The sequence below is a fragment of the Rosistilla ulvae genome (assembly GCF_007741475.1).
Lineage (GTDB): Bacteria > Planctomycetota > Planctomycetia > Pirellulales > Pirellulaceae > Rosistilla > Rosistilla ulvae.
This window is the reverse complement of sequence record NZ_CP036261.1, coordinates 6,852,002-6,866,356: the sequence shown is the minus strand read 5'-3', so window position 1 is coordinate 6,866,356 and position 14,355 is coordinate 6,852,002. Positions and strand designations below refer to the sequence as shown.

Sequence of the window (14,355 nt, the reverse complement as noted above, 5' to 3'; positions counted from 1 at the left end):
GAATCTGTCTCCCTCTCGCCCGCCCACAAAGCAGCCCGATCCCAATGACGTCTCGCATCGAATGGCCGCCGATCCGCGAACTGCTCGAGGACGCTCAGCAGCATGCGGCGATCGAATCGTATTTCCCCGACACGGGACGGATCAGTTTTGTCGATGCCCTGCAGCAATGGGCTCCCGATCGGTTGACCGAGATCCGCGCCGCCGGCCGCCGTTTGGAGGTCGCCGCGCAGCTTGCCGATTTCCCGATCATCGCGATCGCAGGGATGCTCAACAGCGGCAAAACCAGCTTGGTCAGCACCTTCTTGAGCGACGCCGGTCGGCAACGGTCGCTGCGCGGTGAATCAAACGATGCCGGTACGCACCGGTTTGTCCTCTGGCTGCCACAAAGCTGGCGAGCCGATGCGGAGGTCTGGGGCCTGTTGATGTCGCGACTGGGCGAAGCCCTTGGCCAGCCGCCGCAGATGTTGTCCGACGATCCGGCGGCCGCGCACGAACAATACAACAACGCCGAGGGACAAGCCGATGCGCTGGCGATCCCGTTGGTCGCAACCGATCCAGGATTGGACAAAGCCTGCGTCGGATTGTTAGATTGCCCCGACATCGTGACCAGCGAAGCGTTTGGCCGCGGTGCGTTGGAGGTTCGCAAGACGCTGCTGTGCCGCGCCGCAACACTCTGTTCCGCCTTTGTGATGGTCACCGACTTCGCTTCGCTGCGAGCCAACACTGTCGGCGAACTGCTGGATGTCGCGGCGACCAGCATGTCGGGAGTTAGCCGTTATCTGGCGATCAACATGATCCGCCCCAAGTATCGGCCGCACGAGGTCTTTGAAGATCTGCAGCCTCTGGTCAGTGGGCACGGGATCACCGCCAGCTATCTTGCATACGACTTTGAGATCCCCGCCAGCGAAACCTTTGTGCCTGAGGTTGCGGATCGAGGAACCGAAGACGATCCGATGCCGGTCTTCTTCGAAGCCTCCGCGATCGAGCCCGATTTGGTGAAACAGATCGATGCGTCGCAGCTGCTCTCGTCGCTGCCGACACGGCTGAACCGATCGGCGTTGTTCGATGGGTTCCGACGATCGCAAGCGACTTCATTGGCGGAACGCGTTTGGTCCGATGGCGTCGATTTCCTTCGCGACCAAACGGCAACGCAAGCGACCTACGCGCGGCGGGCTCGGCAAGCGATCTGCGATGCATCGCTTGAGTTTTTCGCGCGGCGCGACTTTTCCAGCGGAGCGATCATCGAATTGCGGCTGCACCAATCGGCGCGGATCATTCACCAATTGACCGACGCGTTTTCGCAAGCCGCACCGTGGTATGCGCGGCTGGGAATGAAGATGAACGGCTTCGTATCCAAGCTGACCCGTTCGGCCAGCGAATTGATGCAGAGTTTCAATCTGACCGGAGCGGCTCAGAAGAAGGCGGAACAGATTCGCGACGATTTCCGCAAAGGAGCCAAGGGATCGGTCCTCTCGGGCGAACGACTTTTCGAGAGCTATCGCCGACACGACCTCACTGGCCAGATGCGGACCGAGATCCCCGATTCGCAACTGCTCGAGATCTGCAACCACGCGGTGGAGCGGTTCGACGCGGAAGACCAAACCGCATTGGACCCGCAGCAATTGCGACGGACCGCCGAAGCGATGTGGCAAGAGATGTCGATGGTCAAGAAACTGCAGCACGGCCTGACGCCGGTCGCCGCTCTGTTCGCTGCGTTTGCGGCGGTGGTGATGGTCCCGGTCGATGGCGGCGGGACGCTGGTCCTGATGCACGCGTCGATCGCAGAGCTGTTGCTTGCCACAGGATTCGCCGGACTGGTGACCGCGTGGAACAGCCACGGGGCGCTGAAGGCGATGGAATTGCAAGCCGCTCAGCAACAGCTGGCCGACTTCATCGCCGTGCAATGCGATTCGTTAGGCGTACCGCGCGGGATCGACGATCAAATCGAACCGCTACAAATCCAGATCGGCCCCCGCGAACACGTCCTTCCCACGGCCAAGGTTGCACTGCGGCGATCGGACAGCACCAGCATCCGAATCTGGAAGCTGCGGCAGTCGTTCCTCGATTCGCTGCACCAAAAGCTGCCGCGCGACTGAGCCGACCGGCCACAAGACTTTTCGCCGGCGCTTCGTTCGCGTAGAAGTCGTCCCTAACATTTCCTACGGCTGACGCCGCAGGATCACTTCCCGACAGGGTCGATGCGAGGGCAAGTATCGTGAGAAGTGACCAGGCGCTCTGGAAAAGCATGTATTGGTGGAGCGTGACGCCATCAGTGCAGTCGGGCGTTGCAAATGGGGGTGAGTCAGCGAGAATCAGAGCATGAAACCTATTCTCAGCCGGGCCAACTACTGAGAATCATAAGTTATCCACGCCAACTAAATCGCCAATGAGCAGCTCCCGCCCCCTTCCAAGCGAAGCCCAATTGCAACGACTCGTTTTCGCGATACGTGATTTGAACCATGCTAATTCCGCGATCCAATTCCTGCTTGAGGAATGCGACTTCTCAAAATCCTATCCCAGACTTGCACTTCGCAAATTCAAACTGCTGGAGTCCGCCGCAATAGTTGCATTTGGAAGGCTATTCTCCGTCTCAGGGGGCGGTACAACCCCAAGTTTTCGACTGGCCGGAATCAGATTTTCACCGGCTGATGAGCGAATAAAGAAACGCATCATGGATCTGCGAAACACCACAGTTGCACATTCCGATGAAGAAATGATGCATTATCGTGTGGATTTGATCAGGCCAATGGAGGACAACCTCGAATTGGCGATGCCCCATTTGCAAATTGACGACACATTACACCTCGACGAAAACGAACTAGGGGAATTTGACCGACTGGTGCGAGAATTGGTATACAAATATGTCTTTGATATTTCCCAAACGCACCCAGAACTAGTAGAAAAATACGTTACCCCAGCCGCATCTGCCAGCAATGGGGGATAACCATCGGTTTCAACGGAGCTGGGCTTGCAAGCGTTTTGATGATGGACGATCAACTCTCCCGGCCCGCTGAACCGTAACGTTATTCGTGCTACACTTAACGCTCGCTTGATACGGAGACACAAATGCAACTTCCATTGGAAACGATGACCACCGCGCAGAAGCTGGATGCTATGGAGCAACTCTGGGCTTCGCTTCGTTCCTCGGCAGATTATTCGCCCCCCGACTGGCACGGCGAAATCCTTGCTGAGCGGAAACGCCGAGTCGAGAATGGCGAAACAACCTTTTCATCGCTTGACGACGTGGTTTCGCGAATCAAACAAGGCCGCAAGTGAATGTCCAGCTTTCAGGCGAAGCTGAACGCGACTTGCTGAATGGCGTCGCGTTCTACGATGGCGGCGACCGCCATGCTGGTGACCATTTTCTTGAATCGCTCACCACGGATCTTCGCTCCCTGTCGTTTCTCGGGGGTGTCCATGCGATGCGCCATGGTTACCACTGCATGTCGGCGAGTCGTTTTCCGTTCGCAATCTACTATGCAGTCGAGTCGGGCTCCATTTTGGTCATCGCAATCCTTGACGAGCGCCGCGACCCTGGGTGGATTGCGAATCGTTTACAACTCGGATAACCATCGCATACAAAGGATTGGGGCTTCACTCCTCGGGCAACGCACAAGCCGCGGAGGCGGCGATCGCATAAAGCCTGCGGCGCGAGCCGCAGGATCGGACAAGCCGCAATCATTAAAAAGCCCCGGCAAGGGCGACAGGTGCGCTGAATCTGTCGCCGCCTGCGGGGGCTCATGTCGAGATTATCCCTAACACTTCCTACGGCTGGCGCCGTAGGCTTTATGCGGCCGCCGCATCCGCGGCTACGGAGGTGCTTTGAGCGTAGCGGACACCGTTCCCCAGGCCTGCACTTCGCTCGCAAGGCTCGCTCCGCTTGACCTGGGCTATGCAAAGGATCGGAGCTTCGCTCCTCGGGCAGGTTGCGAACTGCGGGAGCGGCCGACGGACGGCGTTTGCATGCGCTACGGGGTGAGCCAGAGGGCTTCTTTCAGAGCATGGCAGGTGGGTAGAAACCACCAGGTGCGTTTCTTTTCGGGTTCGCAAGCCTGCGGACAACAAGCGACATCGCCCGCCGGAACACACTTGTACCACGACGGATAGGCCGGGAAACAAGAGCGAGGGTAGGGACGAGGAGTGTAGTCATCGCAGCAGCAGTTGGGCGGAAAGCAGTTGCCCGAGCATGCGTCGCCGTTGGTCCGGCAATCGCACGCTGTCCCTGCAAGTGAATCACAAGGCAGGGTGTGAGAGTCGACCGGCGCGTGCGGCGGCTGTTGAGCAACGGCCAAGTTTCCGACGCCCCACGCGGTCAGAAAGCCGAGCAGACAAACCAAAGCTTTTGTCATCGAATCTGTTTCCTATTCTGTCGTTATGAGCTCGGGAGCTTCTACCACAACGGAAGTCGCCGGCACCGTTTCAATCATCCCCACGGTCGCAATCGCAGGGTCGGACAATCGCAACTGCCAACCGCCACCGAGCGATCGATAGACAGTGATCAACGCCAGGGCGACATCTCCCTGGGCCTGAGCTAACAGGTTCTGTTGCTGAACCAAAAACTGTTCCGCGACGAAGACCGAGGTGAAATCGATGACACCTGCATTAAATTGATCGGTGGCCAACTTCACGGCGCGTTCGGCTGCCGCGACACTTGCCTCGAGACGCTCAGCGGTCACCTTCGAGTTGACGTAATCGATGATGCCATTCTCCACCTCTCTCGCCGCCACCAGAACTTTCTGTTGGTAGACAGCCACCAATTCTTGCGTCTTGAATTCCTGCAGCCGGACGTTGTTCACGATCCGTCCGTAGTTCAGCACATTCCAACTGAAGCCCGGCGTAATCTGGCCGATACCACTGCGCGGACCAAACAGGAGATCGAGATCTTTGGCTTGGTAACCGATGTCGCCGCTAATGAAAAACTGAGGATAGAAATCGGCTTCCGCGACACCGATCTGCGCATTCTGAGCCGCGATGTATCGCTCGGCTGCGCGAAGGTCAGGCCGGCGGCGAATCAGATCGGCGGGGATGCCGACGAGCACTTCGGGGGGCGATTCGGGGATAGGAGCCGTGCCGAGCATCTCCGCCAGATCGGTTGGCGGCATGCCGAGCAACAGACAAAGCTGGTTTTGAGAAACGCGAATCCCCGTCTCGATGGTCGGTTGCGTCGCTCGCAATTGTTCCAACAGCGAGTTGGCCTGGACCGTGCCTAGTTCGTTGGTCTGCCCCGACTTCCATCGCTCGGTGGCGATCTTGAGCGTCGATTCTTGCAGAGTGATGTTCTGCTGCACATACAAAAGTTGTTGCTGCAGGATTCGGTAGGTTACGTAGGTCGATGCGACGTCGCCGATCAGCGTCACCATGACGTTGTCGTAATCATCGACCGAGGCATCGACGACGTCATCGGTCGATTCAACGATGCGACGGATCTTGCCCCAGAAATCAATTTCCCACGACGCGCCAAACGTGGCACTCCACGTACTGAAGTGGCTTACCGGAGATGGCACGGCAACATTCTTACTCAACTGAGAACGAGTGAATGATCCGTCGATCGACTGGCTTTGTGGAAACAGGCTGCCAACGGCGATCCCTTTTTGGGCGCGGGCCTCGAGCACACGCGTTGCGGCAACTCGCAGGTTAACGTTCTGTTGGTACGCGGTAACGATCAATCCATCGAGAACGGGATCTTCGAAAACGGTCCACCAATCGCTGTAGTTCACCGAGCTGGTGTTAACGCCTTCGTGGTCGCTGTCGATCCATTGGTTTGCCAACGGGACCGGCGGGCGACGGTAATCCGGGCCTACTTTGAACCCGTTGTCGACAAATTCTCGCAGCGGCGTCGAACAACCGCTCAAGAGCGTCAAACCGATAGCACAAACGACCACCAAAGACTGGGGCAGCGACCGGCGATCCAGCATCATCCTGAAACAGGAGCGTGACGTTAAAGCGTTCATCGCGAATCCATTGCGCACCAACACGGTCAGCTCCGCATCGTGCAAAGCACGCGACGGGTCATCCCAGTTATACAGGTCTGCCCCGTTTTACGGTTTCACCTTCGATGGTCGTATCGGTTGCTTCTCTTGATCTGGTTGAGACCGATACTCAAGAACTACGCAACGCACCAGCGGCTGATGAGCTAGGAAAAGTTTGCCGCCGCAGAACCCGCTTAACCGCGCAGGCCAAGCCCAGTTTTGAGAACCTTGCGTTAACTTGGCATGATGTACAGAAGCCACTTCTGCATGCGGATAGCGACCTTGGAGATGATGTGAACCGGCTTGCCATGATCGGTATAAATGGCCACCGTCCCACCAGCACCAAGCGGCAGACTGGGGATCGTTTGGTCCTGATCCAACAGGATTTTCACAGCCAAGAAGCCATGAGAGCCAACCTGCGAAGCAAGCGGAACCGATTTGCTGGGGTCAAACTGGCCTTCGCCAGTCGCCGGAATCACTTGGTCCACCTTGCCTTTGAATAGTCGGCCGGGGAAGGGATTCAGAACCAATTCCACATCATCCCCGCTCTCGACGTTCATCAACCAGTTTTGTGGATACGATGCGACGATAAACGTTTGTTCGGTGTTGATGAATGTTCCGGCAGCCGCCAACGGCATCGGGACCAACATCGTCCCCTCCTGCACCGTCCAGTTCACAACATAACCATCCGCAGGGGCCAACATTTTGCATTGCTCCAAATTGAACTGGGCGTCGCTGACCTGCGCCTCGGCGGCTTGAACCTTGCTTGCGGCGATCTTCACGCCGAGCATCGCCTGACTTTCCGAAGCGTCCGCCTGCTGCTGGACGGCTTGAGCGGCGACCAGCCCGGCTGCCGCCTGTTGCTCGGCCGCTTGGGATTGGCTGAGTCCTGCTTCGGCTTGCAGCAGTGCCGCTTGAGCCTCGTTGACTCCGGTTTCCGCAGCTTGCAAGGCTGCGTCCGCTGCTTGCCGACTCTGCACCGACTGAGTCACACGGAGCGCACTGATCGCTCCGGCGTCGGTCTTCTGCAGGTTCACGGCAATCTGTTCTTCGGTCTTCGCCAAATCGTCAGCCGCCTTGGCCTTGGAAACTCCCGCTTCCGCGCTGGCGATGCCCGCTTTGGCTCGTTTGATACTCGCCAACGCGTTGGAAACTACAGCCTTCGATTGGCCGACGGCCGCAGTGGCTTGCTGCACGCCAGCCGCCGCGCTTGCCACACTCGCCTTGGCGACGTCCACTCCCGCCTCGGCTTGTTTGAGTCCCTCGCGGGATGCCTGCAGCTGGGCCGTGGCTTGGTCGAGCGCGTTCTGATAAGGCGTCGGATTAATCTCCAACAGTAGGTCGCCCTTCTTCATCGGCACGTTGGCTTGGGCATGCACCTTCGCAACTTGCCCCTTCACGTAGGGAACCAACTGGACAACATATTGCGTCGTGACGACGCGCGGACTCACCGGAGCGGACAACGTCCAGGCGACCGCTGGCCCGCCGATCACAAAAACCCCCGCCACCAAGATCAAGGCGATTGGATAGGGATTGGGTTTGACCAACTTCATTTTAAAAAGCAGGACCACCACCGCCACGTAGATCGTCAACATAAAAGCAATCACGGCGTCATATCCTACTTGGCGTTGAGTTTATTGAGAGCAGCTTGCAAGGAATCGACCTGCGCCTGCATTTTTGCAAGCTGAGCTTGCCCGTCGCCGCTGGCGGACGATTGCGATTCCCGATCGGAATTCGCTCCGTTAGCTGCTGCAGGAAACGGTTTCAGATACGCCCAGATCATGGCGAACGGCCAGAGAATTCCGAGCGTAGCAACGCCCAGCCAACTCGCGACATTGATCGCCGCGGCTTGAGGATGATTGCGTTGCTTGGCAATCTGGCCCGGCAGCTGTCCCAGGGTGACCACAACGATCACAACCGCCGCTAGCAGAACGCCAAATACAGCAAAGGCAAATATGTCGAAGACGTCGATTGTTCTGCTCCTATCGATGGAAGAATAGCTTCGCGTGCTCAGCCGATCCGACTTTTCCGATGGCTCCCACGTCGAGCCTGATAATCTAATCAACTAACAAATTTATAGCGAGTAGAAGCTGCCATCGCGGGCGTCGTGATCATTACGTCCCCACCCAGCGACAGGCCTCTGGCGGGTTGTAGCGATTCGAGTTGTGAGGTGCGCCGGCGCAAACGAGGGGCACGAGACCAAGTTTCCCTGAGCGTCTGCCTGGTGTTGGGGAGCCCAAGGTTATCGGTGTTCGTATGTTGAAGCACCAACGTTGGAAATGACCAGCCCGGAGTCGCCAATGCTGCCGATGGGGGCACATTCGCGTCGCTACGTCTTGAGAGGGCGACGTGCCGCAAATGTGAGGCGCGTTAATTTTATCCCCAAATAGTGGAACAATGGCATTCCGTACCCTAAATTGCGATTGGTTTCGAATCCGATGTCGGAATGCCAACGTTGAAACAACGAGGACAACATCATGAATCACAGATTTCTGACCTTCATCGTGGTTGCGATGCTGGGTGCTCTCCACTCACCCGCAGGCTTTGCCCAGCAGCCAGCGATCGCTCCGACGGGTCAGAAATCGGCAGCGCCGCCGAATCCCTCGGAGGCCGCGATTCGCGCCGAATCCGAAGCGTTTGTGGCCGCCTTCAACAAGGCAGACGCCAAAGCGATCGCGGCGTTTTGGACCGAGGAGGGTGAGTATATCGATGCCAGCGGCCGGCAGATGGTTGGACGCGAAGCGATCGAGCAAGACTACTCCGAGTTCTTTGCCGCGAACCCCAATGTGAAAATCCAAATCGCAATCGACTCGTTGCGGTTTCTTAGCGACAGCATCGCAATCGAAGATGGACGCGCAATTGTTGCTCCGCTTCCCCAGGGAGCTCCCGGTGTCAGCAAATACACAGCGGTTCACACCAAGGTCGATGGAAAGTGGTTGATGGCGTCGGTGCGAGAAACGTGGATCGAGACGCCGATCACTCGCCAAAGCATGGCTGACTTCGAATGGCTGATTGGTGCCTGGGTCGCTGAAGAGCATGGAAACCAGTCTGAATCGGTCTACAGCTGGGTGGCCGACAAAAGCTTCGTCCAACGCACCTACACGACCACGCATGTCGATGGCACAAAGACCTCGGGAGTGCAATTGATCGGCTGGAATCCGGTTCAAGGACGTGTGCAGTCATGGAGCTTTAGTCCCGATGGCGGCCATGCTTCGGGGCTCTGGTCACCAAATGAACGTGGATGGACAGCCGAGATGATCGGAATGACCGGCGACGGAACACCAACGACGTCGCTCATCCGAATCGCACGACTCGACGACAACGCATGCGTCTGGCAATCGATTCAACGTACGCTCGGCGGCGTCGCGATCCCCGACACCGACGAGGTGGTCATCAAACGCCAATCGCCACCGGCCGCAAGCCAACCGACCGAACGCTAAATATCCCGTAGATGCTGAATGCACTTTCGCCTATCAAAGAGATCCCCATGTACCAACAGCCGCTCCTTACCCTGCTGACGATAAGTTTGATGTTCTCATTGCCACTGGCTGATTGCTGGGGGCGCGGCCGAGGCGGCGGCGGCTTTGGCGGTGGGCATGGCGGCGGCTTCGGAGGTGGCGGCGGCGGCTTTGGCGGCGGTGGACATGGAGGTGGTGGCTTCGGCGGCGGCGGTAGCTTTGGCGGCGGACATGGAGGCGGTGGCGGTGGACTTGGCGGCAGCGGTCTAGGCGGCGGACTTGGCGGCGGTAGTCTAGGCGGCGGACTTGGTGGCAGTGGACTTGGTGGCAGTGGACTTGGTGGCAGTGGACTTGGCGGCAGTGGACTTGGCGGCAGTGGACTTGGCGGCAGTGGACTAGGCGGCAGTGGACTAGGTGGCGGTGGTCTTGGTGGCGGTGGACTAGGCGCTGACGGGCTTGGCGGAACAGGATTAGGTCGCGGTGCGAGTGGCTTGGGTGGCCGCGGAGCTGGAGGGCAAGACGCTGGGAGCAATCGATTCTCCGCGCCAACTCGAAACCAACTCAGTGGATTTCTTGGCCTTCCATCCGACGACGGTCTACACAGCCTAGGCGGAAAGCCTGGTGACAACTTTGACGTTAATCACGGTACGGCGGAAGGACCGCGGGGAGGCAATGCAGCAGGTGTCGCGGTAACGGGCCCGCAAGGCAATACGGCAGGCCGCGCCGTAGGTGTGGGGCCCGATGGCGGCGTCGCTACAGCGGGTGGAGTGCGAGGTGCTGACGGTGGAGCGGCGGCGCGTGGCGCTGCGGTTGGCCCCAATGGAGGAGTTGCAGCGGGCAGCGCGGCGCGAGGCCCCGACGGCGGTGCGGCAGCGCGAGGCGCTGCGGTTGGACCCAATGGAGGAATTGCAGCGGGCAGTGCGGCGCGAGGCCCCGACGGCGGTGCGGCAGCGCGGGGCGCTGCGGTTGGCCCGAACGGAAGAGTTGCAGCAGGCAGTGCGGTGCGAGGTCCCAACGGCGGTGCGGCAGCGCGGGGAGTCGTCGCCGGCCCAGCCGGTGCGGCAGCAGGATTTGCACGAGTAACCCCATCGAATCGCTACACGACAGCGGTCGGAGTTCGCACCAATTACAACCACTGGGACATCTACGGCGGACGATGGTATACCGATCATCCCGGAGCCTGGTTCGCGGCTGGATGGGCTACCGGCGCCGCTTGGCGAGCAGCCTCTTGGGCATCCGTCGGCGCATGGATGGATTACTATCCAACGACACCGGTGTATTACGACTACGGCAACAACATCACCTACGAAAATAACAATGTGTATGTTGATGGCCAGGACGCTGGAACGACAGAGCAGTATTACGCGCAGGCAACCGAACTGGCGAAGTCGGGTGCCACAGCCAAGGCTCCGTCCGACGGCGACTGGTTGCCACTGGGAGTGTTCGCGCTGACCAAGAATCGTCAAACAAACGCGATCGTTACGATCCAACTGGCGGTGAATAAGCAAGGTGTGATTCGCGGGAATTACACCGACACCAAGACCGGTAAAACGATGGTGATCCAAGGTGCCGTCGACAAGAAAACTCAACAAGTTGCATTTACAGTCGGCGACAATCAATCGAACTTAATCGAGACCGGACTTTACAACTTGACGAAAGACGAAGCTCCCGCTTTGGTTCACATTGGGGACGGCAAAACGGAGCAGTATCTTCTCGTTCGGCTTAAGAACAAAGACCAAGATTCGGCAGACGCAGATAGTTCGCCAACATCTTAGTCTTCGCGCGGCTGCGGTTTGCGAGACCAAGGCAAATCCACTTTTCCAAAGTGCGATATGCCCGGCAAAGCGATATCCGCTGGCCCACGACCGGCAGACTTTTTGAAAAGCGGGTAAAAAGCGGGGACAGTCCATATTCCTAGGTAGAGTGCTCCCCGCACCCACCCAAGAACACACAGTTCAGGGATGCCCCATACGCCCCCAGGCCCTGAGAGCTATCACCGCTAGGAATGGCCTGCTTTCGTAAGTTTGTGGTATACTTCGGGCATGATAAAACTCTCGCGTGAATTGACCGAGCAGGCACTCCTGCATCCCAATGGCGTGCAATGTCAGGGTGACGGCGTTGACAAGACTTTCTTCATCATTGACGCAGAAGTCATGCTGCAGATGCGCGAAGCCATTTCACGCAACGACCACGCGGAAATCCAGGCCGGTATCAACGACATGGAAGCTGGTCGAATGCAGCCGGCTGAAGAAGCTCACCGTCACGGGCGGGAAGATTTGATTTCCCGCTTCAAGCAGTGAGTTTTCGGCTGAACGTCACGAATCGAGCTCGCGACGACATCACTCGCAACGCCAGTTGGTGGGCTGAAAACCATTCACTCGACGAAGCCTTGACGTGGTACGACTCTGTCTACGACCAGTTGAACGAATTGCTGGCGTTTCCGGAAAGCCACGGTCTGGCTGCCGAGAACGATGCATTTCCGTATGAGCTACGCGAAAAATTGGTCGGCGGGAAAAAGCGAACATACCGGGCCATTTTCACAATCGAGGGTGCCGAGATTCGCGTTCTCACAATTCGCCGTGCCGCGCAACGTGCGATCACTCCGGACGACGCTTGATTCATTCTCGTTCCAATTCCGCACGGATCCGAAACGCCTCGCATGAATGGGGCAGCAGAAAGGAGGCATGAAGGGGGACTTCCCCGGCTATTACCTGCGATTCCTTCGGAGGCATTTTGCGTCCCGGTCGATGGCGTAATGTGGACTGGGTCGGCGGGATAGAGACCATGCGTTATCATGCCCACTGACTGACCCGCGAGGTGGGGCCGCTCGATCGCTCTTTCCTCCGGCGTCCTGAGCCTCGGGCTTCAAATTAGAATAGCTTCATGAACGAAACCAACGAAATCGCACCGACCTCTGGACGTCCCGACCGCTTTGTCGCAGGAGTTCGTCGGGCGGCGTCGCGCGTGCTGGGGACCAGCCCAGTCGGCGAACGGGTGCTCGAACTGTGCGATCGCTTCGAAGCTCAACGGGCCGCCATTCTGCAAACCCGAGCCCCCGATGCGATCATCGTCGGCGTGGTCGGTCCAACCGGGCAGGGGAAGACTTGGTTGGTCCGTCAGTTCATCGAAGATGCCAGCTTGCGACAGGCGTTGCCAAGTGGAGATCGAACCCGCGAAGCGACAGTCCGCATCGCCTGGGTCGGTCCCTATCCGCCGGCTGATATCAACGACCGCTACGAACGGTACCTGCACTGCGAAGCGGAGAAGATGTTTCCGCTGGGGGTCGAATATTTGATCCTCGACACGCCGGGAGCGACCGATCAAGATCCGCATGTCGTCGAGATCTCCAAGCAGACGCTGTCGCTGGCATCGGTGCAGATCCTTGTCGTCCGCCGCGATCAATTGCGGTCACAGGTGGTCCACGATCTGGTCAACGCCAGCGAGGGGACGTTGGTGCTGCCGGTGATCAACATCGTCCGCCAACACGACGACAAACTCTCCAGCGACATCGACGCCTACTGCGCCGCGATCCACGCCGCCGCTCCGTCATCGGAAATCTTGCCGCCGGTGATCGTGCATGATTTTGATGTGGTCGACGACGAAGCTTCGATTGCGCGGACGGCACGAGAAGCGATCGGGCACGCGCTGCGGCCTCGGCTGGTCGAAGCGGGTGGAGCGGAACGGCGGCAACGAGCGCGACTGGCCGCAGCCGATCGCCGCTTCCGACAATCGCTGCACGAGATGATCAGCGACGAGCTGCCCTATCTGGTCCGCGCTGTCGATCATCTGCACGAAGCCGCCGACCGGTTGCCTGTCGATGTCGCGAACAGTCTCGTCGGCAGTGGCGGATCGCTGCGAGCGGGGATCCGTTCGCGGTTGCGACTGGCACTGCTGACCGATACCGCCGCGATCTGGTTTCCTTACAAGACGTTGATCGGGCTGTTGAACCTCACCCACGGTGCGTGGGACCGATTGGTACTGAGCCTGTCGGGCAGCCTGCCCAGTTTGATCAGTTCGGCCTGGACGACGGCGACAAATATCGGCCAGATGCAATCGATGGAGGCAGAGATGCGGGGAGGCGTTCGCGAACGCTCGGCTGCTCTGGTTCGCGATCGCTTGGGCCCGTTGATCCGTTCGTTCCAGCAGGAACTTGGGCCGCTGAACGCCCAGGCACCGCAGGCGATGGCGAACGAATCGCATCACGCCCACCTTCGCGGCATCGACCAACTGCAACATTCCTCGCAACAGATTTTGGAAGAAGAGATCGACCGCGGGGCGATCGGCGGCGCGACGGCTCAGCTGTTGGGTTTGGTCGGCACACTGATCTTTTGGGCACTGTTTGCCGGCCCTGTCGTGGGGCTGTACTCGAAGTATTTCCGCGCCTCGTCCGCGGTGGCGACCGATCTGCACGATCATCTGGAGCAATTCCCGGCACCCGAGTTGGCGATGCTGTTGACCAGCGTGCTGTTGTCGGTGATGCCGACGGCGGTCTATGCGATGTTGGTGATCACGATGACGCAGAGCAATCGGCGGGTGCAGAAGTGTGCCAGCAAAATTCACGATCGGCACTCGCAGGAGATCGTCCGCTTGCAACGCGAAGGGGTGCTGCGATTGGAATTGGACGATCCGATCTTGGCCGATGCCGAGTTTTTGGTCCGCGCGGGGAAGCAGCGCGACACGGCTTAACCCAGCAAACGACTGCGCGGCCGCGCTATGCCGTCGCAGGGAATTTCTTCGCGTTCGATCGTTTTATGGCGGTTGTGCTGCGGTTGTCGCAAGCGCTGCATCCGCTGCAATCGCACCCCGGTGCGACGATTCTTTAGCCGGATGCTATGATTACGGTAACCTTCGTTGTTTTCCGAAGGCCTGCCTGCCAACGTGCTCAGGATTGCTCGATTCGATTTCGCGGTCCGCAACGACGTTACTCG

At 58.7% G+C, this 14,355-nt stretch carries 13 protein-coding genes; 9 read left to right on the top strand and 4 right to left on the bottom strand.

Annotation, left to right across the window (positions count from 1 at the left end; all coding sequences use genetic code 11):
* Nucleotides 1-44: 44 nt before the first annotated feature.
* The 4 genes from EC9_RS24250 to EC9_RS24235 all read left to right on the top strand — a co-directional run bounded on the left by EC9_RS24250 (nt 45) and on the right by EC9_RS24235 (nt 3,569).
* Nucleotides 45-2,096, top strand: a complete 2,052-nt coding sequence (locus tag EC9_RS24250; RefSeq protein WP_145348589.1) for a hypothetical protein — start codon at nt 45-47, stop codon at nt 2,094-2,096.
* Nucleotides 2,097-2,386: 290 nt separating this feature from the next.
* Nucleotides 2,387-2,944: a hypothetical protein gene (locus EC9_RS24245; protein ID WP_145348588.1), complete on the top strand. Its 558-nt coding sequence runs from the start codon at nt 2,387-2,389 to the stop codon at nt 2,942-2,944.
* Nucleotides 2,945-3,087: 143 nt separating this feature from the next.
* Nucleotides 3,088-3,276, top strand: coding sequence for an addiction module protein (locus EC9_RS24240; protein WP_218934399.1), 189 nt, complete (start codon nt 3,088-3,090; stop codon nt 3,274-3,276).
* On the top strand, nt 3,273-3,569 hold the full coding sequence (locus tag EC9_RS24235) for a type II toxin-antitoxin system RelE/ParE family toxin (protein WP_145348587.1): 297 nt from the start codon (nt 3,273-3,275) through the stop codon (nt 3,567-3,569). Before EC9_RS24240 ends, EC9_RS24235 begins: the two co-directional genes overlap by 4 nt.
* A 399-nt stretch (nt 3,570-3,968) precedes the next feature.
* On the opposite strand, the gene EC9_RS24230 is transcribed toward EC9_RS24235, so the two are convergent.
* The 4 genes from EC9_RS24230 to EC9_RS24215 form a co-directional block, all read right to left on the bottom strand.
* A complete protein-coding gene (locus EC9_RS24230; RefSeq protein WP_145348586.1) occupies nt 3,969-4,349 on the bottom strand; it encodes a hypothetical protein in 381 nt (126 codons plus the stop codon).
* Between the two features lie 12 nt (nt 4,350-4,361).
* Entirely contained in the window at nt 4,362-5,951 is a 1,590-nt protein-coding gene (locus EC9_RS24225; protein ID WP_145348585.1) for an efflux transporter outer membrane subunit, read from the bottom strand.
* 251 nt (nt 5,952-6,202) lie between these two features.
* Complete coding sequence (locus EC9_RS24220) at nt 6,203-7,576, bottom strand: HlyD family secretion protein (RefSeq protein WP_145348584.1); 1,374 nt, start codon at nt 7,574-7,576, stop codon at nt 6,203-6,205.
* Between the two features lie 11 nt (nt 7,577-7,587).
* Nucleotides 7,588-8,034 carry a DUF3302 domain-containing protein gene (locus EC9_RS24215; protein ID WP_246105853.1) on the bottom strand — a complete coding sequence of 149 codons (447 nt, stop codon included), beginning with the start codon at nt 8,032-8,034 and terminating at the stop codon, nt 7,588-7,590.
* 412 nt (nt 8,035-8,446) lie between these two features.
* Here EC9_RS24215 and EC9_RS24210 point away from each other — a divergent pair, with 412 nt between their 5' ends.
* The 5 genes from EC9_RS24210 (at nt 8,447) to EC9_RS24185 (ending at nt 14,113) form a co-directional block, all read left to right on the top strand.
* A complete protein-coding gene (locus EC9_RS24210) occupies nt 8,447-9,409 on the top strand; it encodes a YybH family protein (RefSeq protein ID WP_145348583.1) in 963 nt (320 codons plus the stop codon).
* Between the two features lie 89 nt (nt 9,410-9,498).
* Nucleotides 9,499-11,202, top strand: coding sequence for a protocadherin (locus EC9_RS26780; protein WP_218934870.1), 1,704 nt, complete (start codon nt 9,499-9,501; stop codon nt 11,200-11,202).
* Nucleotides 11,203-11,469: 267 nt separating this feature from the next.
* Nucleotides 11,470-11,727 carry a hypothetical protein gene (locus tag EC9_RS24195; RefSeq protein ID WP_145348581.1) on the top strand — a complete coding sequence of 86 codons (258 nt, stop codon included), beginning with the start codon at nt 11,470-11,472 and terminating at the stop codon, nt 11,725-11,727.
* Complete coding sequence (locus tag EC9_RS24190) at nt 11,724-12,044, top strand: type II toxin-antitoxin system RelE/ParE family toxin (RefSeq protein WP_145348580.1); 321 nt, start codon at nt 11,724-11,726, stop codon at nt 12,042-12,044. Before EC9_RS24195 ends, EC9_RS24190 begins: the two co-directional genes overlap by 4 nt.
* Nucleotides 12,045-12,310: 266 nt before the next feature.
* Entirely contained in the window at nt 12,311-14,113 is a 1,803-nt protein-coding gene (locus EC9_RS24185; RefSeq protein WP_145348579.1) for a hypothetical protein, read from the top strand.
* Nucleotides 14,114-14,355: the final 242 nt, after the last annotated feature.